Annotated in this window: 23 protein-coding genes; 18 read left to right on the top strand and 5 right to left on the bottom strand. The window is 53.6% G+C overall.

The window, feature by feature from the left end; all coding sequences use genetic code 11:
• Positions 1 to 285 precede the first annotated feature (285 nt).
• The 6 genes from tssF to B9Y90_RS16215 are packed head-to-tail and all read left to right on the top strand — an operon-like array spanning position 286 to position 6,183.
• A complete protein-coding gene (gene tssF / locus B9Y90_RS16240; RefSeq protein WP_085541868.1) occupies positions 286 to 2,040 on the top strand; it encodes a type VI secretion system baseplate subunit TssF in 1,755 nt (584 codons plus the stop codon).
• Positions 2,004 to 3,089, top strand: coding sequence for a type VI secretion system baseplate subunit TssG (tssG, locus tag B9Y90_RS16235; RefSeq protein WP_085541867.1), 1,086 nt, complete (start codon positions 2,004 to 2,006; stop codon positions 3,087 to 3,089). The genes tssF and tssG overlap by 37 nt, the downstream gene beginning before the upstream one ends.
• Positions 3,067 to 3,612, top strand: a complete 546-nt coding sequence (gene tssJ, locus B9Y90_RS16230) for a type VI secretion system lipoprotein TssJ (RefSeq protein WP_085541866.1) — start codon at positions 3,067 to 3,069, stop codon at positions 3,610 to 3,612. Before tssG ends, tssJ begins: the two co-directional genes overlap by 23 nt.
• Entirely contained in the window at positions 3,612 to 4,070 is a 459-nt protein-coding gene (tssE, locus tag B9Y90_RS16225; RefSeq protein WP_085541865.1) for a type VI secretion system baseplate subunit TssE, read from the top strand. Before tssJ ends, tssE begins: the two co-directional genes overlap by 1 nt.
• Positions 4,071 to 4,108: 38 nt before the next feature.
• Complete coding sequence (locus tag B9Y90_RS16220; RefSeq protein ID WP_085541864.1) at positions 4,109 to 5,500, top strand: VasL domain-containing protein; 1,392 nt, start codon at positions 4,109 to 4,111, stop codon at positions 5,498 to 5,500.
• 38 nt (positions 5,501 to 5,538) lie between these two features.
• On the top strand, positions 5,539 to 6,183 hold the full coding sequence (locus tag B9Y90_RS16215; protein WP_085541863.1) for a hypothetical protein: 645 nt from the start codon (positions 5,539 to 5,541) through the stop codon (positions 6,181 to 6,183).
• A 608-nt stretch (positions 6,184 to 6,791) separates the two neighbouring features.
• Here the strand turns inward: B9Y90_RS16215 and B9Y90_RS16210 are convergent.
• From B9Y90_RS16210 to B9Y90_RS16190, 5 genes are all read right to left on the bottom strand, one after another.
• The gene (locus B9Y90_RS16210; protein WP_254902706.1) at positions 6,792 to 7,868 is read right to left on the bottom strand and encodes a restriction endonuclease; all 1,077 of its coding nucleotides are present in this window, start codon (positions 7,866 to 7,868) and stop codon (positions 6,792 to 6,794) included.
• A complete protein-coding gene (locus B9Y90_RS16205) occupies positions 7,804 to 8,943 on the bottom strand; it encodes a DNA cytosine methyltransferase (RefSeq protein ID WP_085541861.1) in 1,140 nt (379 codons plus the stop codon). The genes B9Y90_RS16210 and B9Y90_RS16205 overlap by 65 nt, the downstream gene beginning before the upstream one ends.
• A gap of 535 nt (positions 8,944 to 9,478) precedes the next feature.
• The gene (locus B9Y90_RS16200; protein ID WP_085541860.1) at positions 9,479 to 10,360 is read right to left on the bottom strand and encodes a ParB/RepB/Spo0J family partition protein; all 882 of its coding nucleotides are present in this window, start codon (positions 10,358 to 10,360) and stop codon (positions 9,479 to 9,481) included.
• A gap of 15 nt (positions 10,361 to 10,375) precedes the next feature.
• Positions 10,376 to 11,242 carry a ParB/RepB/Spo0J family partition protein gene (locus B9Y90_RS16195; protein WP_085541859.1) on the bottom strand — a complete coding sequence of 289 codons (867 nt, stop codon included), beginning with the start codon at positions 11,240 to 11,242 and terminating at the stop codon, positions 10,376 to 10,378.
• A 1-nt stretch (position 11,243) separates the two neighbouring features.
• Complete coding sequence (locus B9Y90_RS16190) at positions 11,244 to 12,734, bottom strand: recombinase family protein (RefSeq protein WP_085541858.1); 1,491 nt, start codon at positions 12,732 to 12,734, stop codon at positions 11,244 to 11,246.
• A 1,174-nt stretch (positions 12,735 to 13,908) separates the two neighbouring features.
• On the opposite strand from B9Y90_RS16190, the gene B9Y90_RS16185 reads away from it, so the two are divergent.
• From B9Y90_RS16185 to B9Y90_RS16130, 12 genes are all read left to right on the top strand, one after another.
• Entirely contained in the window at positions 13,909 to 14,709 is an 801-nt protein-coding gene (locus B9Y90_RS16185; RefSeq protein WP_085541857.1) for a PFL_4669 family integrating conjugative element protein, read from the top strand.
• Complete coding sequence (locus tag B9Y90_RS16180) at positions 14,706 to 16,733, top strand: DNA topoisomerase III (protein ID WP_085541856.1); 2,028 nt, start codon at positions 14,706 to 14,708, stop codon at positions 16,731 to 16,733. The genes B9Y90_RS16185 and B9Y90_RS16180 overlap by 4 nt, the downstream gene beginning before the upstream one ends.
• A gap of 793 nt (positions 16,734 to 17,526) precedes the next feature.
• Positions 17,527 to 18,015: an STY4534 family ICE replication protein gene (locus B9Y90_RS16175; RefSeq protein ID WP_085541855.1), complete on the top strand. Its 489-nt coding sequence runs from the start codon at positions 17,527 to 17,529 to the stop codon at positions 18,013 to 18,015.
• Between the two features lie 77 nt (positions 18,016 to 18,092).
• Entirely contained in the window at positions 18,093 to 18,296 is a 204-nt protein-coding gene (locus B9Y90_RS16170; protein WP_085541854.1) for a hypothetical protein, read from the top strand.
• A gap of 13 nt (positions 18,297 to 18,309) precedes the next feature.
• Complete coding sequence (gene ssb / locus B9Y90_RS16165; RefSeq protein ID WP_085541853.1) at positions 18,310 to 18,861, top strand: single-stranded DNA-binding protein; 552 nt, start codon at positions 18,310 to 18,312, stop codon at positions 18,859 to 18,861.
• 78 nt (positions 18,862 to 18,939) lie between these two features.
• Positions 18,940 to 19,377: a DUF29 domain-containing protein gene (locus tag B9Y90_RS16160; protein ID WP_085541852.1), complete on the top strand. Its 438-nt coding sequence runs from the start codon at positions 18,940 to 18,942 to the stop codon at positions 19,375 to 19,377.
• 162 nt (positions 19,378 to 19,539) lie between these two features.
• Positions 19,540 to 20,193, top strand: coding sequence for a PFGI-1 class ICE element type IV pilus protein PilL2 (gene pilL2 / locus B9Y90_RS16155; RefSeq protein WP_085541851.1), 654 nt, complete (start codon positions 19,540 to 19,542; stop codon positions 20,191 to 20,193).
• On the top strand, positions 20,190 to 20,912 hold the full coding sequence (locus B9Y90_RS16150; protein WP_085541850.1) for a hypothetical protein: 723 nt from the start codon (positions 20,190 to 20,192) through the stop codon (positions 20,910 to 20,912). Before pilL2 ends, B9Y90_RS16150 begins: the two co-directional genes overlap by 4 nt.
• A gap of 7 nt (positions 20,913 to 20,919) precedes the next feature.
• Entirely contained in the window at positions 20,920 to 21,645 is a 726-nt protein-coding gene (locus B9Y90_RS16145; RefSeq protein WP_085541849.1) for a TIGR03759 family integrating conjugative element protein, read from the top strand.
• Complete coding sequence (locus B9Y90_RS16140; protein ID WP_085541848.1) at positions 21,624 to 22,199, top strand: lysozyme family protein; 576 nt, start codon at positions 21,624 to 21,626, stop codon at positions 22,197 to 22,199. The genes B9Y90_RS16145 and B9Y90_RS16140 overlap by 22 nt, the downstream gene beginning before the upstream one ends.
• Positions 22,196 to 22,732 carry an integrating conjugative element protein gene (locus B9Y90_RS16135; RefSeq protein ID WP_085541847.1) on the top strand — a complete coding sequence of 179 codons (537 nt, stop codon included), beginning with the start codon at positions 22,196 to 22,198 and terminating at the stop codon, positions 22,730 to 22,732. Before B9Y90_RS16140 ends, B9Y90_RS16135 begins: the two co-directional genes overlap by 4 nt.
• On the top strand, positions 22,732 to 23,307 hold the full coding sequence (locus B9Y90_RS16130) for a restriction endonuclease (protein ID WP_085541846.1): 576 nt from the start codon (positions 22,732 to 22,734) through the stop codon (positions 23,305 to 23,307). Before B9Y90_RS16135 ends, B9Y90_RS16130 begins: the two co-directional genes overlap by 1 nt.
• Positions 23,308 to 23,512: the final 205 nt, after the last annotated feature.

Below are 23,512 nucleotides of genomic sequence, written 5' to 3'. Positions count from 1 at the left end.
TAAATGCAAAAAAACAAGCAGAGTATTTATTGGTCTGGTTGGTGTTTTTGTCGTCAGTTCAGTCATCTTTTCGTTTACGTACACTTCGATACTTGAAACTAAAGGCTACGTGAAATGCACCGGCCGCCCTGATGGATGGCGGGGATGGCTGCCGAGTATGTACTACCACCATCGGTATGTGGGCAGCGTGATAATTAATAAGATGTTCCTGCCCTCAGGAACATCTTCGGTACAATTTCATTTAGATAATACTATTCATTCGGCAATTATTGAGCAGAAATAAATATGGATGATTTAACCCTGCGTTATTATGACGCTGAAATGCGCTACCTGCTGGAGGCCGGCGAAGAGTTTGCCCGTGCTCACCCCGAGCAGGCGGCAATGCTCAATCTCGATAAGGCGGACGCGTGCGACCCGTACGTAGAGCGTCTGTTCGAGGGCTTTGCCTTCCTGATGGGCCGGCTGCGTGAAAAGCTTGATGACGACCTGCCTGAACTGACGGAAGGGCTTGTTAGCCTTTTATGGCCGCACTACCTGCGTACCATTCCGTCAATGTCGGTGGTGGAGTTCACCCCCGACTGGCGCGAAATGAAAGAGCAGATGCGTATAGTCAAAGGTTTCGAGGTGAACTCGCGGCCGATCGGTGAGAAGGGCACTCGCTGTCGGTACACCACAACCAAAGAGATTACCCTTCAGCCGTTGTCGCTGGAACACGCCCGCCTGTTGACTGACCCTGACGGGCGTTCGGTCATCAGCCTGCGGTTTAACTGCAGCCATCTTGCCGACTGGAGCCGTGCCGATCTCAGCCAGATCCCGTTCTACTTCAACGCCGACGCCCCGCTGGCCTGCGCCATGCATGAGGCCTTTACCATGAACACTGCCCGCCTCTGGCTGCGGATGCCGGGTGACATGGAAAGAAGATCGCTCAACGGGTATTTCACCTCGCTGGGATTTGGTGATGATGATGACCTGTGGCCGAAGGGAAGCAGCAGCTTTAGCGGCTATCAGTTGCTGCTGGAGTACTTCACCTTCCGTGAGAAATTTATGTTCACAGGGCTGCGTGGGCTGGAGACCGTGGTTTTTCCGGCTGAGCTCCCATGGTTTGAAATCGACGTGGTACTGGCGGAGCGCTGGGAGCATGACTTCAGCTTTACCGAAAAGCATCTGCGCCTGAACTGTGTGCCGGTGATTAACCTGTTCCCGCTGGAATCTGACCCGCTGACGCTCAACTCCCTGCAGACCGAATACATGCTGCGCCCGATGCGCGTGCAGGATGGCCATACCGAGATTTATGCGGTGGATTCGGTGATGTCATCGAGCCAGCATACCTACGTGCCGTTTTCGAGTTTCCGCCACAAAGGCGGAATGATGCGCCATGAAGCCCCGGAATATTACTACCACACCCGCGTGCGCCGTGGCCCGTCGGGCCTGCATAACACCTGGCTCATTCTTGGTGGCGAAGCGTTTGATAACCACACGGTGCCGGAGGATGAAAGCCTGTCACTGACGCTCACCGGCACCAACGGCCAGCTGCCACGACGAGCACTGCAGAGCACTGTGCTCGATACGGTAATGAAAACCACCTCGGCCAGCATCGCCGTGCGTAACCTGTGTGCCCCAACGTTGCCCTGTTACCCACCGGCGCAGGACCGTTTTCACTGGCGCGTACTGAGTCACCTTGGCAGCGGATTCCTGTCGATGATGGATAATGCCGACGTGTTGCGCGGCACCCTGGCGCTGTACGAATGGACCGACAGTGAGATGAACCGCCGTCGCCTGGAAGCCATCATTGACGTGAAGCACGGCGAAACTGAGCGCTTTGAGCAGGGCTATCTGGTGCGCGGCGTGCAGATTGAAGTCACGCTGGACAGCCACGGCTTTGCCGGGCGCGGCGATATCTGCCTGTTTGGCGAGATGCTGAGTCGTTTCTTTGCGCTCTATACCGACATTTATCTGTTTAACCGCCTGATTATCATTCTGCAACCGACCGGAGAGCGCCTGGAATGGGAAGAGAAGCACAACCGCCGCATTCCCGGCTGACCCTGCGGCTGGAGGCTGACCTTCACCGCATCAACTTTTACCGTTTATGCCAGCTGCTGGAGAAGCGTAATCCGGGCGGGCCGCTGATGGGCTCGACCAGCCATCCCGCGGATGACCCGGTGCGGTTTGCGCCACATCCGGGGATGGGATTTCCAGCCAGCGAACTGAAGGCTGTTGAATATGACGAAGATGATGACAGCAAGCCACCACTCATCCGCACCACCTTTATGGGGATGTACGGTGTCGATTCACCGTTGCCGACGGCGTACCTCGATGACATCACTCAACGTCGCGAAGGGCATGAGGCGCTACAGGGCTTTCTGGATATCTTCAGCCACCGCATCCTGACGCAGTTTTACCGCATCTGGCGAAAATACTCGTACCCGGCCACGTTTGAGCCCGGCGGCACCGACAGCATTTCGCAGTCGCTGCTGGGCCTGGTGGGGCTGGGTATTCCAGGCACCGCAAACCACATCGCCACCCCGGTATCCCGTTTTCTGTCACTGCTTGGCGTACTGCAACAACCCGGTAAAACCCAGGGGGGGATGCAGGCGCTGGTGAGCCTGCTGGCACCGGATACCACAGTAAAGGTGAGCCCGTATTGCCTGCGACCGGTGGAGGTCAGTCAGCCGCTGGGTTTTTACGGTGATGACGATTTTCTTCTCGACGGTAACACGCCGCTGGGTGATGAGGCGATGGATGCCAACAGCCAGTTGCTGATTGCCTTGTCCACCGAAAACGAACAGGAATCACAGGGCTGGAAACCAGATGGCCTGTTGTATCAGGACTTTCTGGTGATGCTGCGTGTCTATCTCGGCTGGCGTTTTAAGGCAAAAATCACCCTGACTGCCCGGACCCGCCTGCTGGCCGCGCCGCCGCTCGGCGAAGGCCCATTCTGGCTGGGGATGAATGGCGTGCTGGGGGCGGAAGACGAAGACCTCCCGGAGGATACCCCACAGACCTTTACGACGGAACTGGGCTATTACACTGGCCTGCAGCCCGCAACACCACAACAAGGAAACCGACGTGTTACGTACAAGTTTAACTAAAACAGCGCGCTGGCTGTTACCCCTGCTGGCATTCAGTCTGGCGGGCTGCGGGGTGACGCAGGGCATCAGCGATGGTACCAAATCGGCATTTAACGCCGTGTTCTACAAAAAGATTAAGGTGCTGCACCTGGATTTCACGGCGCGTGAAACACTGAACACGGATCCCCGAGAGAGTAACTCACTGTCCGAGCCGGTGGTGGTCCGTATTTACCAGTTGAAAGACCGCAAAGCATTCGACAAAACGGTCTACCAGCAGCTCCTCAAGGATGGTGACGCGATCCTGAAAGCCGATCTGCTGGCCAGCCGTGACGTGGTGGTCAAGCCGGGGGGGGATGCCAGCCTCGATATGCCGATAGAGGAGGATGCAAAATTCGTAGCGGTGGTGGGGATGTTCCGCTATCCGGACAGGGCGGATAGCACCTGGAAACGGGTGCTGGAATGTGAAGAGCTGGACCCGGATAAACCGCGTATTCTTGAAGTGGAGAACAATCACCTGATTTTGCAGCCGCTTAAGGATGACTGATGGCACAGGGACACAACACGCCTTCACTGTATGAGATGCTGGCAGGCAACTTCACTGGTGGCCTCGACATCCACCAGGTCAGCGAAGAAAACCAGGTTATTCTGTCGGTACTCGATAACATGCAGCGTATTCTCAACTGCCGCGCAGGTACGCTGACGCATCTGCCCGGCTATGGCTTGCCGGATATGACCAAAATCTTGCAGGGGATGCCGGGTACCGCTCATCAACTGATGGGGACACTCTCTGACGTCCTGCTGAAATTTGAACCACGCCTGAAGGAAATCAATGTAGTCATGCTGGAGCAGACGCAGCCCGGCGAACTGCGCTACGCCATTGATGCAGAGCTGAAAGGTGTCGGCCTGGTGCGATATGGTACTGAATTTAGGCCTGAAGGGCGGGTGCTTATCCGGTATATGAAACAACAGCAGTATCTTGAACCCCGGGCGTCAGTGCGCTGACTGGCGAAGGCTATTTTTTCTCTTTTCGAGTTACCTCCATGACGCATTTATCTGAACGTTACCTTAAAACTGGTGGCGATCCGCGTACGCTGTCGGATTATGCCGCGCTGCGCGATGAGCTTAATAAGCTGACCCATCCTGCCCGCCCTGATGTGAACTGGCGTTATGTTGAAAAACTTTGCCTTTCATTGTTTGAGCAAAACGGTGTGGAGCTGCAAACGGCGGCCTGGTACACACTCGCCCGTGCGCAACTGGCCGGGCTGTTCGGCCTGAATGAGGGATTGTCCATCCTTGAAGCCCTGATAAGCCATCAGTGGGGCACACTCTGGCCGCATGCGGTACACGCCCGCATGGAAATCCTCAGTGGTCTGAGCCAGCGTCTTCAGCAACTGATGCGCACACTCCCACTGAACTGCAGTGATCTTAGCCAGCTTTATCGCGCAGAGCAGCAATTTACCCGCCTGGGTGCAGTATTACAGCGTCTGGAACTCAAACACCTGAGCCAGCTCGATACCCTACGAACCCTGATGCACAACAGTGCCGTCCGCCTGGAAAATAGTGCCAGCGCATCCGGTTCTGGTGCAGTCATTGAATCTGGTATTGTGCTGCCTGCTACGCTAATGAATAGCGAGGGTGCATCAGCTGACACACAGTCCGGTATTCCACTGGTAGAGAAAGACGAACCGATGAATGCGGTGAAGTGGGTGTATGTGGCACAGCCCGAACATCAACCGAATATAGAGGTGTTAACAGCGATGCCGGCTCCGGTAAATCCCTGGAAACCCTTTACTGCGGGAATGGCTATCATGCTTGTGATAAGCGCTATAGTAGCGTGGGGCTGGCAGTACCTGCACCGACCCGATCCGCTACAAACGCAGCTTGCTGCATCACTGACACCTTTGCCTGTAGTGCTCTCGCCTGTACAACTGGAAGCGCTGCGTCATCAGGTCCCCTCATCGGAAACAATGATAAAGAATACCCGCCAGCAGCTGACCCGGCTGGAACAAATGCCCCCCGACTGGAGCGTTGCGTACAGCCGTCACCTGGTTCAACAGGCCCTTACGTTGTGGCCGGAGCAGGCAGCTCCGCTGGCACTGGAATGGCAACAAAGGCTTAACGGTGCTGCCCCGCCGCCGGAGAGCCTGAATGGCTGGCATCAGGGGATGACAATGCTACAGCAACTGAGCGACCGCCTGAACGGGTTGGATGAACAGAAGAGGAAATACATGACGGTCAGCGAACTAAAATCAGTGGTCTTTTCAGCCATGCAGTCATTTAACCGTGCTATTCCAGTGGAAGAGCAGTTGCGGATACTGATGCAAACTCCAGCAGGACAGCCGATGCCAAGCGTCACACAGACCCTCACGGAAATGCACCTGAAGCAGCTCACCGTCCAATATGCCAAATTAAAACATAATGCATCAGAGTAAACGTCTGCAAACAGCACAAAAAACAGGCACTCAGGATCATGAATAATGTCCCTCTTTTCCGTAATAACCGTACCCGATGGACCCTGAATGACTTGAACTTTCTGGAGAATAACTACGCCACTATGCCTGTCGCTGAAATTTCCGCAAGGTTGGGGCGAACACCTGGAGCTGTTCAATTAATGGCTGACAAACTCGGCTGTCGCAGGAAGAAAAATGCCCCCTGGAGTGATGCTGAAACGGAGATTATTCGAACGCACTATACCAGGGGGACTGAGGCAGGATCTCTTACGCAGTTACTTCCGGGCAGAAGCATCAATGCGATATTTTCAAAAGCAGAAACGATGGGCGTATTAAGCGGCCGGTTTTGGCGAGACGAAGAGCTCGATATTCTGAAAGAAGATTACCCAAGAGTAGGCACAGCGGTAACCGACCGCCTGCCAGGCAGAAATGCAATATCCGTGAGGATGATGGCAAAGAGGATGGGGCTGAAGAAGTCCCGGAACAGCAACGTTGGTTTTCGTCCGTGGAGTAACGAGGAATGGGCACTGCTGGAAAAAAATCTGCATCTGAGTGTGACAGAGCAGCAGGCTACATTGTTTTCCGACAGGACGGTCAATGCTGTAGACAAAGCCCGAAGGCGATTCTTAAAGAAGAAATGCCCGAAGTCTTATCAGACTTCGTAAATGACAGGAATGTAACGGGGCTTATATTATCGGTATGAACATCGGCATCTGACGCGATCTTCCGAGTCAATACTTCAGCGCCTGACCCAATACCCGCATCTCCCCCAAATCGGATCCCTCTTGAGTCCGGGATGAGTTGCCCGCAACATTACCTTACGCCTTGGGGCTTTATCGTTCGAGGGGAATAAGGAGTGCGTGCTGCTTGAGAAAAACCGATATCTGGGGCTATCTGACCTGCATAAATTATTTCCGGGGCGAAGCTACCAAGCAGTATGCCATGCTTGCATAAGATTAAAGCAATTACAGGGGAAGGATTAAAATATGATGGCCTGATTGCTGATGTCTAGGACAGTCGCGAGTTATTTTCTGGCATTGTGCGCGCGTTTTTATTTGTTCATGGGAGTGATTGGGTGATCTCCGTTCATGAAAATATGCAGTAGGTAAGCCTCGCGGCGCCTTGCTTTTGCCTTCCACCGTACTGGACGTGTGCATGCTGTGGTACATTGCTTCGCGAACGCTGCTCAGGGAGCCACCAAGTTCGGTGTTATTTATCCGGGATTACGACTGCGCCAGGTTTGTTCCCGGCGCTAAAGATATTTAAAGTATAGTCAGTGGGTTACGCAGTTTTCCATAAACGCATTCAGGAATTGATCTGTAATTCCCTGCGGTTTACGTCGTTCACAAAGAGAATACAGCTCTTCTACTGCAGAGTATGGAAAAAATTTTGTGTCCAGCTCTCGGAATTGGGGCATGTTTGCAAACTCAATGACTTTGGTGCGGTATTCATCTGGAGCTACGATTGTCCATCTGATATCTTGAAGCCGTGGGGCATAGTCGCAAAAATTCTTCATTCGGGTTAACCCGCTTTTTATCCCAGTGCTATGCTCAATTTCCATAACGGCGGGCATTAATTTTCCGTTTCTAAACCAGATGCAGTCTATTAATTTTGCACCATCAATAGCCTCGCTGTATGAGCTTAATACTTTTTCGTTTGAAAGGTTGTCAATTACACCATCCATTTGAGCAATAACTTTTCCGTTATATTTAAGCCCGCGATCATTAGCTGCCACCCATGTTCTGTAGCCTAGGTGGTGTCCGATTTTTACTAACGCTATCTGTATTTGCGCATGCCTTCTTGATTCTTCAATCGACATGCCTTCAACTGGTCTAATTGTTTCTAAATCAACGCTTTGATATACAACCTCAGTTTTCATCTCTGATATAATAATATTGGCTTTGTACTCAGAAAGTTTACCGTTTTCGTGTGGTGAGTTAGGTAAATATATAAGATGCTTGTGGCCTTTCTTTATAGTCTGTTTAGTGTTAGTAACTTCTAAACGATCGAGTTTACACCAATAAAATTGCGGTGTGTGAGCAAGCAAGCTCTCAATAACGGAACGGGAGTTATAGCTTGCGCCTAACACTCTATCTAAATTGATCGGTGCATCCTCTTGAATTGCGTTGGCCAGACGCCAAAGCATTTGACTGGATATACTGTCTATCTTTGCATCTTTGAACGTTTCACCTCTGGTTGGGTTAAAACGCTTAAAGCGTATCGGGCCTTGTGGCGACTTAATCGAGTCGACAACAATCTTCCCTGCATTGCTTTCATTCACATAATCAAACTGCCTGTTTTTGGGCAGGTTGGCTATCGCATTCACAAGATTCATTGCTGTCAAATTCATCTTTTATTCCTAAATGCTCTAAGATAGATTTAGCTATTCCGAAGGCTGCAAGATAAGGAACACCATTGCCAACAGTTTTGAACATATTTGAAAGAGTCATATAAGATGGCAATTCAAACTCTTTTGGCAAAGACTGAATGGCAAGTGCTTCTGCAACTGTTATTCTACGTGGCTTGTATGGATGCAAATGGACTTCATTATTACCATAAGCAGCTGTTGGCGAATATCTCCAGCGATGGAGGCGCTTGTAAGATTTTTTACTGTCGTCGCCTTCTGCAACAGTCTTAAAACGAACTAATCCAGCTCTGGCCGTAAACACATGCTTTGCGTTCACATGCTCATAAACATTATTTTTCTTAAACCAGTAATCAACAGTTAATTCTTTAGGGAGCGGCTCCGGCATTGCCAGTATTGAATTTTCTACAAATTCATTTGTTGTTGGCCAACTGTAACTAAAAGCATTACGTTCCGGGTATATTCTGCCACTCCAGTTAAATGACTTGGCTAATTTTTTGCTTTGGAAACCCAATAGAATAATGCGCTCCCGATCTTGGGGAGCACCGTATTCAACAGAATTAATCAATTTTTCATGAAGAGTGTAACCCACATTCTTCAACTGTTTTTTGAGGTGCTCAAAAAACTCGCGATGTTTGAGTGTGCGATATAGACCTTTGACGTTCTCGAATAAGAAGAAGTCAGGTTTCATCTCTACGATTATATCAATATAGCTTTGGGACAACTTACCATTCTCACCGTCGCGCCCTTTGTTTTTGCCCGCAACTGAGAAGTCCGGACAAGGGGGGCCACCGATGAAGCCAGTCAGTCTTTTTTCTTTCTTGAGGATTTTAATAGCATCTTTCAAATGTTTGTGATCAACTTCCTCGATGCTCTTTTCTGCATAACCAAAACGAGGGATAGGCTTGTTCATCACCGCCCGCGAGTGCTTGTAAGCATCCATAAACGGCGGGTGAAACTCATTCACAAAAACCACTTCGTAGCCTGAGTTTTCAAAGCCTAGGTCGAGAAAGCCTGAGCCGGAAAAGAAAGAGAAGATGGCGGGTTTAAGTGTGGACATTTTTTACCTATTGCTGATCATGGAGTCATGCGAAAATGCCCCTGCATCTTAACAGATGAGGAGGTCATTGCAACGGATTGCGGGTAGTTAGAGAGGCGCGATTACTAAGATGGACTGTGCCAATCTCTATTAAATTTAAATGGGTATTTGATGACTCACAAGTTCCGCGTATCCCCTTGGTTCGACTGGGACTGTTGATTTTTTCGAATTTTTTAAAACCTTCCCCGTTACCCCTTTCCTGGCTGACTATCAAGGCAATGCCCCCTCTGGCACTTGGACGCGATCGAGTTGTTGTACAAACGCGTGGCGAAGCTAATGAAACACTTTTCTCTATGCAGCAGGAGCGTTAGGAGATTTACGCTTTACCCGCGTAAATCGCTGTGTATACCAAGTTCAACGCTTCCCATACTCTCGGTCCGTAATTGGCGAGTAGTAGAGTAGAAAGCCGTTAAACGTACCATCAGTCCGAAGTGTATAATAATGACAGCCTGCTTCAGGTATAATAAGGGTACGTTTATCTGTTTTTCGGTCTGTATTATTTGTTTTCTATTTTTTTAAGGCTTTCAATACCTACAATTTTTTTTAGCACATCAAGATACTCACATTTGTTATCATAAAGCCAGTGAATAACATCATTTGTGCGAAGCAATTTGGCTATGTAAGATTTAACTATAATCAGATTAAGATTGTTTTCGGCATACTCATTCTGAATGTTTTGTGTTTCAATCTGAAGTGCGGCCATTTCTTTTTCCAGCCGGGCAAGGGTTTTTACCATGTCTTTGTCTTCGGTAGTATTCTCAATTTGTCTGACAAGGTGCTCTGAAGGTAAAGTATGCAACATTGAGAGTGCAAATTTTTTGGTAAAGTTATTAAGTGCTATCATCGTGGTAACAAATTCAATCTGTTTATAGGGTTTAATCCTGCGTAGTATGTCGAAAACGTTCTGAGATACATTTTTTTCAGCCAACAAAGCAAGCACCTCTTTTGCTATGCCATCAGAAATACGGAGTCGGGTATTGATAATACTTTGAGATAAACCAAGCACGGCACAAAGCTTCTCAACCGGGACACCAGATTCAACCGCTTTTTGAAGCATCTTTTGTTCCTGAAGAATGGTTAAATGATTGACTCGTTTGTTATAGGAGTAAGTATCTTCAACCGGAGATATAAGACAATGGGCATGAGTTATATTCAGATCTTTCAATGCTTCTATACGTAAATGCCCGTCCAGTATTTTTTGCTCTCCATTATTATGAATAAATATCATGACTGGCTCGATTAAACCAATTTCGGCAATTGAGCTGACTATTTGTTTGTATTTTCCGCTGGATTTAATGTTGACAGGTAGTGTTCGTGATGGGATTAATGTCTCTATTAGATATGACTGAAAGTGATTATTAAAACATTGCTTTATCATTTTTATTTCCTCTTGTTACCTGTCGGAAACCAAAGCTTCAGGGATATCATTGATGTTGTTGGCATGTAATAAATTACAGAAATCACTGTCCTGGGTTAGTTTTCTGAAAACCTCTTTTACTACCATAAGTGTTTCACGTGCATATTTTGCTTTTACATGAATATCTTTGTGCTCGTCTGCATTTCTTTGATAGATAACAGCAAGCTCCTCTGGAGTATATTTTTTCTGAATTCGGTTTGATGTATATGTTTTGTTCGTTGAGCCTTTGTTACCTTTTTTTCTGTTTTCAATTATTCGTTTGATAATATTGATTTGTCTTCCTTTGATATTTCCGTTCAGCAAAGCCTCTGTCAGTGAATCCTGGATGGATTCATCGGTAGAGCGGGATATTTCTACCGCAAGGTACAAAGGAATATGACCGGATTCGAAAGCAGCAAGTAGCTTCTTTTCACCTCTTCCCAGCAGTGTTATTACTCCCTGTACCCAACTGATCGTATACCCGAGACGCTCACTGATATCTTTGTCATTTAGTCCCTGATCTTTTAGCAGCCTAACGCTGTCAAGAAGTTCTGTTGCTCTGGGTTTTCTTCTGGCTATATTCTCAGCGAGACTCATCAGGTGCCCTGTTTCTTCATTAACATCCCTGATGACTGCAGGTATGTGAGTTTCCTGATAATGTTGATAAGCTTCAAGTCTTCCCTGTCCACAAATTAAAGCATATTCAAATTTATCATGAACAATTCGGCGAACTGTCACCGGACGTTTGAGGCCAATTTTATGAATATTTTCTTTAATCTCATTGTGAGTGAATTTATCTCTTTTTCGAGGATTGACAACCATTATTTTACTGATTTCAATAAGCTCAATATTTTCTTTGTGCATGTTATAATTCCTGTAGTTTTATTCTTCTGATTAATCGATAAAAGGATATGAGATTATCAAATCGATATAAATCGAAGCAGTAAGGGTTGTTTTCCTTCAGGGATATTGTTTGTGACATGATGTCTATCGCCGGGAAAATATAGTAATCCACAACGGTTTGATTAGTACTGTCCATTCTTACCGCAATGTTAATATCGGGGGGGAAATTGCTGTTGAAATTTATCTTCCACCTTAGACTATTTGGGCTTGTGCGCCGACATCGGGAAGTCTGTATTGAAAGGGTAAACTCATCATTGATATGAAAAACGCCTGTCGTTGAAGCATCGCTAATCCAGCCACCTTCATTGCTAATATTGCCGATGATTGAACTGGTTATCTCTGTGTTTAAATTCTTAATGAATTTGTTGGTTTCAAGCCAGCTATAATCAGTCTCTGGCGTATAACCGATTAAGTGATATACACGCAGAAGGCTTCCGAAATGATAACGATAGATGCTGCTGGAGGGGAAGTGCTCTTCTTCGTCAATAATAATACCCGAAAGTCGGCCTTTCTTTTTTAGTAATATGTGTAATTTTTCAAGTAATTCTTCTTCAGATAAACGGATAGTACGTGATCTGATAATCTCATTTGCACGATTAAATTTATCAAGGCTTATAACTGGAGTGTAAGCGCCATCGTATCGGATCCATTCATCTTCGGGATTGATGACATGTTGTTGTTTGAGTTTAAATGAGGTTTTATTATAAATACTGTTGCCAATATATTTTTCACTGGTTAGTATTTGATGAATCTTTGCTCTGCTCCATGTGTTTCCATTTTCTGCCGATATCTGTTTTCGGTTTAATTCCGATGCAATGACCAACTCTGGTTTACCTTCATCATTAAACATATCGAATATATGGTTAACAATGTCGATTTCATCCTGTGGCCCGGGTGTCAGAATGACTCGATCTGTCTGGATACTTTTACGCTGGCCGAATGTAAGCTGTCCCTTTTCGACATGATTCTCATCAATCAGTAAGCGACGCAGGCCATAACCTGGCAGGCCTCCCTGATGATATCCTCTTTTTATGAGATTCACCTGGCCCAGAAACACTTTCTCTGACTGGTTTCTGCTAAAGCTTGCTGCACCATGCCTTGAAAGTGCCAGGCCCAGTGTGAAAATTTCTGGCTGAGCTTCTGAGAAGTGTTCTGCACAATAAATAATTTTCACTCCATTTTTTTTAAGTAAATGAGAATAATGCCCCGCCTCGTCTGCGTCCTGAAAACGTCCAAAACGGCTCACGTCATAAACAAGAATGTATGAGACAGAGATTCGGTTATGTAATACATCATCAATCAGTTTTTTCAGTCCTGGCCTTCCTGATAAGTTTAATCCGCTTTTCCCTGCATCACTGTAAGATTTGATAATAGTAATGTTGTTTTTTTTAGCATGCTCTCTGATATATCCGGACTGATTGTCCAGAGAGTATTTCTGATGATCGGTGGACATTCTTATATATTCAGCGGCATAACAAATGGACAAATGATAGCTCCGAAATAATTAAGGGGAAATGAGTTTTTATAATTCATTGTCAGTCTCTTTTTTTCAATGTTTTTTTGATAGAAGTTTTATTTATTTGAAATTTATCAAATATATGGTTGATTGTGTGTGCATAGTTAAAACATTTTATAGAAATTATTGTCTATATTACTGCTGTTTCCGTTTGAATATTTTGATGATTGTAAATGTCAGGAGGATGAGCATTCAGGAATGGAGCAATGTTTTAGGTATGATTGTTGGTGGTATATGTTCTTTGATATCTGATTCAAAATTATAGGGTTTTGATAAAAACTCTACTACGCACCTCACCTGTCATGACGGGTGAGGTGCGTATGGCTTTTCGGTTTCCTGCAAAGCGAATTTACGTGAGGCCACAGACCCTTTGCACCAGAGTAGGGGCGACTGATGACAACACTCAAATGGAGATGACTTCTGATGATTGGCATTCAGTAAATCAACCCACTCTGCAGCGTTAGTTTGCTCGATTCTGATTAAAGGGCATCAATATAATCCGCGTACCACTGCATCATCTCGCGACGGTTTCCGATGTGTAGCCAGTAGGATTTTTCATCACATCAGACGCTGAGAGTGCATGCCAGGATTGCAGCCAGCTGTATTTACCGTTGAATGGCTACTGGGTGTGAACGCAACTGGAGTTGGTTAAAAAGCATACGCCGCTGGCAGTGCCAGCAGCGATTAAAAAACAGACAGCACTGCTGTGTCGGCTAATTAGCAGGGATATGCCTTAGAGCTGAGGGATGTATCGTAAGGCCGTACAGTGAGTCGCTCTGTGCTATGCCCGCAGGGCATGGAAGGCGATGCGACTGAGCGATATTGGCCCGCAGTGATGTTGATTCGCCGAAGCCCGCTCCGCAGGGGCGGTACTGGCGGCTATGTTCCCCATTCCCTTGTGCTGCCAGACCGCCTTTACTTTTCCCGGCTTACCTGCTGCTCAGTTGCCCGGGGTCGCAGACAAACGAAGCCTGATGCGAAGGTTTTTTGTTTCTACTGATTTTTTCAGTGAGGACAAAATGGGTTTTGAATTGAGCGCCTGTCGTTCTGTTTCGGATGATAACCCTTCATCTATACACGTATTAACGTCTTGTTAGGTAAGGGGTCCACGATGGCAGAAGAAAAGAACGCACAATCCAGCGCCCGGCGTGCCGGCGCGCTAAAATCATCGCTCAGCATTGAACTACATTCCGACTACGCGATCCGACTCTGGGCTGGACGGCAGGAGGAGAAACGAACCAAGGGGGAGAGGGCAGGGCGGTCAGCCATTGCCAGTATGCCGCAGGTCATCTATGCGGCGGGCAGGGTCTATCAGGATTCTGCCGCCGATAATCCCTATGCGGATGCCGTGATGGTTCAGCTTGAGCAAGCGCTGACGCAGGCCTCGGCGCAAATCCAGGTGAAAGTCAGTGAACTGGAGATTGTGCTGAGTGCCATTCCGTCGCAGATTTCACTGACCACTATCGCTTCGGTTAACCCCCTGAATATCGGCGTGTTCAGTCGCTCCCCGCTGGGTTACCGTTGCGTCTGGCTGCTGGTCGGCTATGACCAGCTGGCGATGAAAGCCTTTCAGGCGCACCATTATGGCCTGATATCCCGCCAGCGGCGGGACGGCCTGCTGAATCAGGGCGGGCATCTGGTGCGCAGAATTTATGGCATTTTACGCAGCTGGCCGCGCGTTGACGTCACCCGGGCTGATATTCTTAACCAGACTCCACGGGGGGTTGATGCGGTGTCCCGCCTGGGAATACCCGATGAGGCCATTATGTCGGGGGCGGTTCGTTCCAGTTTCTCCCCGCCGCTTCGCCGTGTGATCCCCGCTGATGTCGTACCTGCTGTGGCAGAGACCGAAGCGAAGCCCCCCGTAGCTCAGGGTAACGACCCGGCTGAATCATTGGATCCTGATGCATGACTGGCCAGACGTTGTACCTGTGCGAGAAGCCGTCGCAGGCTAAAGACATTGCCCGCGTCATGGGGTTGTCGCAGCGGGGCCAGGGCTATATATCCGGGCCGGGAACGACGGTGACCTGGGCTGTCGGGCACCTGCTGGAAAACGCGCCCCCGGATGCATACGGTGAACAGTATGGTTCGCCCTGGAAAGCGGAGTCTTTACCTGTTCTTCCCCCGTGCTGGAAAATGGTTGTCAAGAAAGACACGGCGGATCAGTTTGCGGTGATTAATAAATTGCTTAAACAGGTGGATGCGGTGGTGATTGCCACCGACGCTGACCGGGAAGGCGAGGTCATTGCCCGTGAATTGCTGGATCACTGCCAGTTTACGGGGGGAGTAAAGAGACTGTGGTTGTCAGCGCTGGACGAAGCCAGCGTCAGGCGGGCTCTCGACAACTTGCTGCCGGGTGATGAAACGGCGTTGCTGTATCAGGCAGGTCTTGGCCGCTCGCAGGCGGACTGGCTCGTCGGCATGAACATGACCCGGCTGTATACCGTTAAAGCCCGCGAACTGGGTTTTGGTGACGTGCTTTCTGTCGGGCGGGTGCAGACCCCCACGCTTGCCCTGGTAGTGCGGCGGGACAACGAGATTGCAAATTTTGTCCCCACCCCCTTCTGGCAGGTGTTGGCGCAGCTTGAAAAGAACGGCGTGCGCTTCCGGGCGGCCTGGGTCCCGGCGGCCAGCTACTGCGACGACGAGAAGCGCTGCGTGCAGCAGGCCGTCGCGCAGGCCGTGGAGCAACTGTGCCGCCAGACGGGGAGTGCGGTAGTGACCGGGGTGGTGACGAAGAGAGATAAAACACCCGCCCCACTGGGGTTTGACCTTGGCACACTGCAGGAGGTTTGCTCGCGCAAATGGGGCATGGGTGCAAATCAGGTGCTGGGCATTGCGCAGGCGCTGTATGAGACCCACAAGGCCACCACCTACCCGCGCACCGACTGTGGGTATCTGCCGGTCTCCATGCGTGAAGAGGTCCCGGCGGTGATGGCCGCCCTGGTTAAAACCGACCCGGCCATCGCCCCGATACTGGCCACCCTGGACCGGGCGTTTGTGTCGCGTATCTGGAACGATAAAAAAATCACCGCCCACCATGCCATCATCCCCACGCGCCAGGCCTGCGATATGGCGGCGCTGTCGGAGGATGAGCAGAAGGTGTATCAGCTCATCCGCCAGCATTATCTGGCGCAGTTCCTGCCCCTGCAGGAGACAGACATCACCGACGCCACGTTCAACATCGGTGGCCAGCTGTTCCGTACCCGGGGCCGGGTGGCGGTGGTGCCTGGCTGGCGGGCGCTGTTTGCCGCAGATAAAACGCCGCCGGACGATACCCCTGACAACGGTGAAGACGAGAACTCCCCGCTGCCACCCCTCAGCCAGACTGATGTCTGCCGGGTTAGCGGGGCAGAGGTGAAGGCGCAGCAGACCCGGCCGCCGCAGCCGTTCACCGAGGGCACCCTGATTGCGGCCATGAAAAACGCGGCCAGCTACGTGACGGACCCGCAGCTGAAAAAAGTCCTGCGCGATAATGCGGGCCTCGGGACCGAGGCCACGCGGGCTAACCTGCTGGAGACCCTGTTTAAGCGCGAGTATCTGATGAAAAAGGGCAAAATGGTCATCTCCACCCCGCTCGCGCGGGAGCTGATTGCCGCCCTGCCGGAGACGCTGACCAGCCCGGGGATGACCGCCCTGTGGGAGCAGTCGCTGGACGACATTGCGCAGGGGCGGATGACGCTGGCGGCGTTTATGCAGAAGCAGGTGCAGTGGACGTTGCATCTTGTCGAGCGGGGACGTACTCAGACCATCAGCCTGACCCCGCCGGTCACCCCACCGTGCCCGGTCTGCGGCGGCATAACCCGCAAACGCCAGGGGAAACAGGGTGTGTTCTACAGTTGTACCCGCTACCCTGAATGTAAGGGCATGGCGAATGTGCCGGGCAGTAAACCCCGCGGCAAGGGAAAAGGACGTAAAAATGCCCCGGCATCGTGAGCGGATCTGAAGATTGCCCGCGCCATGAATATTGCCGGGCAGCCCGACCCGGTCCGCCGCTGCGAATCGCCTGGCCAGCATGCCGGACTCTCTTCAAAATTCAGACCAGGGGTATCCGTTACCCTGTAGCGCGGGCGGCCAGCGTTGTGATAGGGTGACAGGGCTTTGATGTACACACCCCCGCCACTGCGGGACGGGCAGGCCACTTAACGGGCTGGTCTGGCCGACAGTGCGGCAGCCCGCCCCTCACATCCGGCGGGGCTGCAAGGCGCAGACGCTCCGTGAGAAGCGCGCCGGGAGCCTGAGAACCTCCCCGGAGTCACGCTGAACCCTTACCCCCGGTCCCGGTGTGGGCCCCGCGGCACTGTCGAAACGCAGTGCCGTTTTTATTTTCAGTGGTCAATAACCAGTTTCCCCGCCACCCGGCGTTGACAGCCGAAGTGTCAGGTTTAAAAATGAGCAGGCTTACCCGTTGTCTTTATGACAACCAGCCAATGCTTCCGTAACCTGAGAGAAGCGCCTTCGGGTGGTTACCAGCCAATGTTTCACCGATCTGAGAGAAACGCCTTCGGGTGATCAAATTGCCTCGCAGCCTGAAAGAGGCAGCCAGTCCGCTGGCGGTACATCCGTTAAACCTTTGAGAACGGATATCACCCCACCCGGTGATGAAGGTTCCATTTTACCATTCAGCTCAGTCAGCGCCCCGGCCCTGACACCCCGACGGGAAACCTTTTCCCGCCAGGGAAGATGCGTTTCTCCGCCGACACTTTTATTCACCCTGGAGAAACACATCATGACTGCAACCGCTCAACAACCACAATCCACCACGCCTGCTCAGTCCCCGCGAAGCGACTACTTCAACCTGAATATCAAAGGGCTGAGGTATCTGAGCAATATCCGCCAGGTGAACGCCCCGACCGGGACGTTCATCAGTTGTGTGATCAACGCGCTCAGCGGGGCCACCGACAATCCGTCCTACGTGCGTTTTGACGTCACCGTGGCCGGGAAGGAGGCCAGCAGCCTTATCAACCGGTGCCAGAAAGCGGTGGATGAGGACAAAAAGGTGCTGCTGGGGTTCACGCTCAGCCACCCCTCGACGGATATCTTCACGCTGAACAAGGGCGAACACGCCGGCGAACAGCGCGTCAGCCTCAAGGCCCGCCTGATTAAGGTGGACTGGGTCAAAATAGGCCAGGAGATGGTCTTTAAGGCTGAGAAAACTGACTCCCTGCCGCCCCAGAATGGCGCGGCGCAGCCGTCCTATGCAGAGAACTCATTCTGAGCGGTTTTCACCCTTAACTCCCCTGAATAACAGACCTTCCGTCAGGGAGGTCTGTTTTCTTATAAAGGAAATTTTCGATGATGCATTCAACGGGCATTCTGGCCGCAGCGTCAGGTTTTCACTTACCTTTGCAAATTCTCCGCAGTGGCCGCGGCTATTACATCGGCACCGCAAATGATGCGGGACCGGTCTCCCGCGAATCTGAAGAATATTTCAGAACGCGTCAGGTCGCTGAGCAGGCACTGCAGGGCAGTACCTGGACACAGCGCCAGGGGGCATAAAGGAGAACTGACTATGGCATCACGCGGCGTAAACAAAGTGGTATTACTCGGGTATCTCGGACAGGATCCGGAGGTACGCTGGTTACCGGGCGGGAGCTGTGTGGCGACGCTCTCCCTGGCCACCTCAGACACCTGGCGGGATAAAGCCACCGGAGAGCCACGGGAGAAGACCGAATGGCACCGGGTGGTGATTTTCAACAAGCTGGCCGAAGTGGCTGGCGAATATCTGCGCAAGGGCGCTCAGGTGTATATTGAGGGCGCACTGCAGACGCGAAAATGGCAGGATAAGTCCGGTCAGGATCGCTTCACGACGGAGATTATTGTCAACACTGGCGGCACGATGCAGATGCTGGGTGGTCGCCCGTCCAGCTCCGCTGCCCCGCCACAACCGGCAAACGGTGAAAAGGGCAACTCCCAACAGCCACAACCAGGTTCACGTCAAAACTCGTCCGGCACCGCTTCAGCGCCTTCAGGCGCAGGTGCTCCGATGGATTTTGACGACGACATCCCCTTTATTGGCCTGGGATATGGCCTTTCCAGGGGAGCCGTTTATGCGCTGGGCTGAGGCTTTGACGAACAGGTCATTCTTTGACACACTGCACGTAACGAATCGTGCTAATTTTTTAACCAACCGGAGGCTCCCATGGGAACTCGTTATCACACCGACGTGGTGGCCTGGGCCAGCGAACAGGCGGCCCTGCTGCGTGCCGGTAAGCTCAGTCAGATTGACATTGAAAACATTGCCGAGGAGATAGAGGACGTGGGCAAGAGTGAAAAACGCGAACTGGCAAGCCGGATAGCGGTTTTACTGGCTCATCTTCTTAAATGGAAATTTCAGCCCACTCACCGCGGTAAAAGCTGGGAACTGACGATAAAGGGGCAGCGGGAGCTGATCCAGCGTCGTCTGAACAAAACACCCAGCCTGAAAGCGGTCCTCAGTGATGCGGAATGGTTTGAGGATGTCTGGTTTGACGCACGCTCCGATGCGTCCAGAGAGACCGGGATCGGGCTGGAAAAGTTTCCGGTCACCTGCAGCTGGTCTTCAGATGACGTGCTGGAGCCAGAGTTTTATCCTGAATAAGCGATCTGCCCGCGCAGTCGGGCTTTTTGCCGTGATCGCACGACAACGCTGACGCCAGTCAGCGTTTTTTTTGCCTGCGTAAAATTGAGTTGTTAATTGAGCGATCCCCCCAGGGAACCGCAGAGTGAAGCCTGTTTTTTTATTCTACAGGAACGCTTTTTTATGGCTCTCACTCTCCGTCCTGTCGCCGCCACGCTCGCGGTGACTCTGCTGGCTGGCTGCCATGCCCCCCGGCCCCTTCAGTCCCGCGCCCCGGGCGAGCCCCTGCCTTCGGTGGTCGTCTCGCGCAATGTGCAGCCGCTCGTGGCGGGCGGTGGGGAGGTTGCCCCGGAAGTGGTGCGTTATGACCGCTACCTGCTGGTCAGCACCGACCCGGAGGCGACGCAGCGTGACCCGCTTTCCCAGATTATTGATATCCGCATTCCGGTCTCCCTGCACCCCACCATCGCGGATGCGCTGCGTTACGCCCTGCGCCAGTCCGGCTATGCGCTCTGCGCCGTGGGCCAGGCCAACGGTGTGCTCTACCGCCAGCCGCTGCCGGGGGTGCAGTACCAGCTGGGACCCATGCGGCTGCGCACGGCCCTGCAGGTGATGGCCGGTCCGGCCTGGCAGGTGGAGGTGGACGACGTGCAGCGCGTGGTCTGCCACAGCCTTCGCGATGGCTATCAGCTGCCCGCGACACAGCTGGCCCCGACTCCGGCCGTTGTGCCTGTGCCGGTTCCCCCCGCGCCAGTGGCGCAGCCAGTAACTCAGCCTCTGCCTGCGCGGCCTCAGCTTCAGCAGACCCGCCCGCACACCCGGTGGCTGACAAAATGAGCGGCCAGACCCCGTTATCCCCGGCGGTGAATCCCCGGCCCAGCGGTATCTGGCGTGTTGCCAGTATCAGCCTGGTGACGCTGACGCTGCTGGTCACCGGCGGCGTGACGCTGCACGTTCTGTCCCGCCAGGCCACACGGCTGACTCGGCTGGAGGTTGCACAGAACACCCGTCCTACCCGCGAAGCCCTGTCCTCGCTGCAGGCCTCGCTTTCGGCGCTGGCCACCCGCACCGGTGCGCTGGAGAGCAGGCTGAATCAGGAGGCCGGTGAGATAGCCTCACTTGAGCGTCGCCCGCAGACCGCGCCGGAGATGGCTGCGCAGATACAGCAGCTTCGCCAGGAGGAGCAGGCGCTCAGTGACCGGGTGGCGCATCTGCAGGCGAAGGATTCCCGGGTACCGGACGCAACGCCTGCGAAGGTTCAGGCAGTGCCATCCCCTCTGACTGTCGCTGCCCGTCCGGAGGCAAAACCCACTCCCCGTTCCAGCAGGAGCCACTCCGTCCTGGCGCAATCTGCCCCCTTTGTGCTGACCGGCACCGAACGGCGCGGGACACAGCTGCTGGCGGCGGTGGCTCCCCGGGGTTTTGACCACCTGTCGCAGGTGCAGCTGACGGGCCCCGGGGAGACGTTTATGGGCTGGGTGCTGGTTGAGGTCGACCCGCATCAGGCGCAGTTTCGCGCTGGCCATCGCCGGTTAACCCTGAAAAGTGAACAATGAGGTGAGGATGAAATCGTATCGTTTTGTCGGCCTGGCCAGCCTGCTGCTGTGCGGGAGCGTTAACGCTGCCTTTGCCGAGGTCCAGGGAGAGCAGCCGTCCGCGGTTGAGAACAGCCGCACGATGCAGACGCAGGTGCAGACGACGACACAGCAGGCCGGGCAGTGGGGCCTCGGCCCGGAAGAGATGCAGCGCTACCGGGAGCTGATGGCAGGGCCGCGCGGTGTGCAGTCCCCGGGGCTGGACCCGCTCTCGACGCTGGGGATTGAGGCCCGGAGCGATGCCGAGCGGCGGGAGTACGCCGACAAATGGGTGAGAGCCGAATTTGCGCGAACCGAGAAAGAGCTGCGTTTTCAGCGGGAGGTGAACGCCGCCTGGCAGCGGCTCTATCCCCAGGTGCTGCCGGTCAGCATGGGCAGCTCAGCGGGGATTGCCCACGATACTGGCGGCCGGCTGGCGCTGTTTGTCCGGGCGAAGGACTGCACGCAGTGCGATGCCCGCCTGTCGGCGGTCCTGGCCGACCCGCGGCCGGTGGACATTTACCTGGTGGACAGCCGGGGAGACGACGCCGTGCTGCGCCAGTGGGCGGGGGCGCACCGTATCCCGCCGGAACGGGTACGCCAGCATTCGGTGACGCTCAACCACGACGGCGGGCTCTGGATGCGGGTGGGGAGCGGCCTGATGCCGGTGGTGCTGCAGCAGGGGAGTGACGGATGGCATATCGCCGCGTACTGAGCCTTATCCTCGGGTGTGCCCTGGCGGGGAGTGGTATGGCGGCACGCCTGCCTGCGCTGGCCCCGCAGGCCGTCCCCGACGGCTACCGGCGTATCGCGCAGGCGCATCAGGTGCCGCCGGAGGCGCTGTATTCCCTGGCGCTGACCGAGTCCTCTGCCACCTTTCCCCGGGGGGAGCGTCCCTGGCCGTGGACGATAAACGTGGCGGGCAGGGGATACCGCTACCCCACCCGGCTGGCGGCCTGGCGGGCGCTGCAGGGGTTTATGCGTCGCACACCTCTGAAGCATATCGACGTGGGCGTGGCCCAGGTCAACCTGGGCTGGAACGGCGGGTATTTCATCTCCACCTGGCAGGCGTTTGACCCTTACCGCAATCTCAACGCCGCCGCCGACATTTTGCGCCACTGCTGGGACAGTCACCCCGGTAGCTGGCTCGCCGCCACCGGGTGCTACCACCATCCGGCCGGGGGACGCCCTGCTGCCACCTACACCGCCACCGTGACCCGTAAGCTCGACCAGCTGACGCTGGTCCCGGCATCCCGGAGACCCCAATGAAAACGTCCTCCTTTTACCGTTCCTTTCTGTTTACCGGGCTGCTGAGCGCGCTGCTCTTCCCGGCCCTGACCGCCGCCGCCCTGCATGTGATAGCCGACGTGGGCGGGGAGGATGCGGCCCCGTTTTACGGGAGCATCAACCGGCAGGACGGCACGCCGCAGAGTCTGTCCCCGGCGGCAGCGCCCGGGCAGGATGAGGCCGCCATGCTGCCGGTGACGACCCCTGAGCTGACGCCCGGGACGGTCAGCGACCGCCCGCTGCAGCTGCCCGGTATCGGGGCGTTGTTCCTGGTCGGGGAGGACCCGGCCTCCCGGGCCTGGCTGGCGCGTAACGCCGCCGCGCTGGCGGGGCGCCATGCCGTCGGGATGGTGGTAAACGTGACAGATATGGCGAACCTGCAGGCCCTGCGTGAGCTGGCCCCGGGTGTGGAGATAGCCCCGGCCAGCGGCAGCGAGCTGGCCCGTCGTCTGAGGCTGGAGCACTACCCGGTGCTTATCACCGACACAGGGCTGTCGGCGCGGGTGGCCCCATAATGTCTGCGCCGCAGATGGCGGGGCTGCTGCTCCTGAATCCGGAGATGATATTTCTGGTCCTGCTCAGCGGGCTGGTTTGTCTTCTGTGCTCCCTGACCCGGCGACGTCGCGGCCGGGCGAGCCTGCGGCGTCACCGTCGCTATCAGGCCACGGCGGCACGGGTACTGGACCGCCTTCCGCAGCTGGCCGGGGAGGGACAGCGGCTGAACTACCTGCGTCGCATCAACCCGTATGTGTTTGAGGCGCTGCTGCTCCTGGCCCTCACCCGTCAGGGGCTGAGGGTGGTGCGCAACGCGTCGTACAGCGCCGACGGCGGACTTGACGGCCAGGTGTGGATAGCGGGGGAGCGGTACCTTATTCAGGCGAAGCGCTACCGCCGGGCCATCACGCCCGCCCACGTGGCGGACTTTACCCGCCTGCTGGCCCGGGAGCGCTGCGCCGGGCTCTTCATCCATACCGGGCGCTCCGGGGAGAAAAGCTGGCAGCACAGCCGGGCTGCCGGTGCCCTGCATATCATCAGCGGCCAGAGATTGCTGGCCCTGCTGGCCGGGGAGCCTGACTGGCTGCCGCGTTAAGGCCTCAGGCCGTATCCCTTCTGCACGGCCTGCTATAAACAACTTCAATAATACAAGGATATACATGGATGAAAGATACCGCGAATGCTGTCTGTTCCGGGCTGTATGTTACCGGACGTGTGCTGTTCGCTCTGCTCTCAGAGGGCTGGACCGTATTGTGCTTCTGGCCTGCCGTGGTCTTCGGCCTGTGGGATATCGCCCGGGC

Source organism: Cedecea sp. NFIX57 (genome assembly GCF_900177785.1).
Classification (GTDB): Bacteria; Pseudomonadota; Gammaproteobacteria; order Enterobacterales; family Enterobacteriaceae; genus Cedecea; species Cedecea neteri_C.
Note: the sequence above shows the minus strand (reverse complement) of the source record. Positions and strands in the feature narration are given on the sequence as shown.

What these genes read in the sequence shown, in the direction of transcription:
- tssE (WP_085541865.1), top strand. Translation starts at nt 3,612, where the DNA reads ATGGCACAGGGACACAACACGCCTTCACTGTATGAGATGCTGGCAGGC.
- B9Y90_RS16175 (WP_085541855.1), top strand. Translation starts at nt 17,527, where the DNA reads ATGACTGCAACCGCTCAACAACCACAATCCACCACGCCTGCTCAGTCC.
- B9Y90_RS16170 (WP_085541854.1), top strand. Translation starts at nt 18,093, where the DNA reads ATGATGCATTCAACGGGCATTCTGGCCGCAGCGTCAGGTTTTCACTTA.
- B9Y90_RS16215 (WP_085541863.1), top strand. Translation starts at nt 5,539, where the DNA reads ATGAATAATGTCCCTCTTTTCCGTAATAACCGTACCCGATGGACCCTG.
- B9Y90_RS16195 (WP_085541859.1), bottom strand. Translation starts at nt 11,242, where the DNA reads ATGCACAAAGAAAATATTGAGCTTATTGAAATCAGTAAAATAATGGTT.
- pilL2 (WP_085541851.1), top strand. Translation starts at nt 19,540, where the DNA reads ATGGCTCTCACTCTCCGTCCTGTCGCCGCCACGCTCGCGGTGACTCTG.
- B9Y90_RS16185 (WP_085541857.1), top strand. Translation starts at nt 13,909, where the DNA reads ATGGCAGAAGAAAAGAACGCACAATCCAGCGCCCGGCGTGCCGGCGCG.
- B9Y90_RS16205 (WP_085541861.1), bottom strand. Translation starts at nt 8,943, where the DNA reads ATGTCCACACTTAAACCCGCCATCTTCTCTTTCTTTTCCGGCTCAGGC.
- B9Y90_RS16150 (WP_085541850.1), top strand. Translation starts at nt 20,190, where the DNA reads ATGAGCGGCCAGACCCCGTTATCCCCGGCGGTGAATCCCCGGCCCAGC.
- tssF (WP_085541868.1), top strand. Translation starts at nt 286, where the DNA reads ATGGATGATTTAACCCTGCGTTATTATGACGCTGAAATGCGCTACCTG.
- B9Y90_RS16210 (WP_254902706.1), bottom strand. Translation starts at nt 7,868, where the DNA reads ATGAATTTGACAGCAATGAATCTTGTGAATGCGATAGCCAACCTGCCC.
- ssb (WP_085541853.1), top strand. Translation starts at nt 18,310, where the DNA reads ATGGCATCACGCGGCGTAAACAAAGTGGTATTACTCGGGTATCTCGGA.
- B9Y90_RS16180 (WP_085541856.1), top strand. Translation starts at nt 14,706, where the DNA reads ATGACTGGCCAGACGTTGTACCTGTGCGAGAAGCCGTCGCAGGCTAAA.
- B9Y90_RS16140 (WP_085541848.1), top strand. Translation starts at nt 21,624, where the DNA reads ATGGCATATCGCCGCGTACTGAGCCTTATCCTCGGGTGTGCCCTGGCG.
- B9Y90_RS16160 (WP_085541852.1), top strand. Translation starts at nt 18,940, where the DNA reads ATGGGAACTCGTTATCACACCGACGTGGTGGCCTGGGCCAGCGAACAG.
- B9Y90_RS16200 (WP_085541860.1), bottom strand. Translation starts at nt 10,360, where the DNA reads ATGATAAAGCAATGTTTTAATAATCACTTTCAGTCATATCTAATAGAG.
- B9Y90_RS16130 (WP_085541846.1), top strand. Translation starts at nt 22,732, where the DNA reads ATGTCTGCGCCGCAGATGGCGGGGCTGCTGCTCCTGAATCCGGAGATG.
- B9Y90_RS16135 (WP_085541847.1), top strand. Translation starts at nt 22,196, where the DNA reads ATGAAAACGTCCTCCTTTTACCGTTCCTTTCTGTTTACCGGGCTGCTG.
- B9Y90_RS16220 (WP_085541864.1), top strand. Translation starts at nt 4,109, where the DNA reads ATGACGCATTTATCTGAACGTTACCTTAAAACTGGTGGCGATCCGCGT.
- B9Y90_RS16145 (WP_085541849.1), top strand. Translation starts at nt 20,920, where the DNA reads ATGAAATCGTATCGTTTTGTCGGCCTGGCCAGCCTGCTGCTGTGCGGG.
- tssG (WP_085541867.1), top strand. Translation starts at nt 2,004, where the DNA reads ATGGGAAGAGAAGCACAACCGCCGCATTCCCGGCTGACCCTGCGGCTG.
- B9Y90_RS16190 (WP_085541858.1), bottom strand. Translation starts at nt 12,734, where the DNA reads ATGTCCACCGATCATCAGAAATACTCTCTGGACAATCAGTCCGGATAT.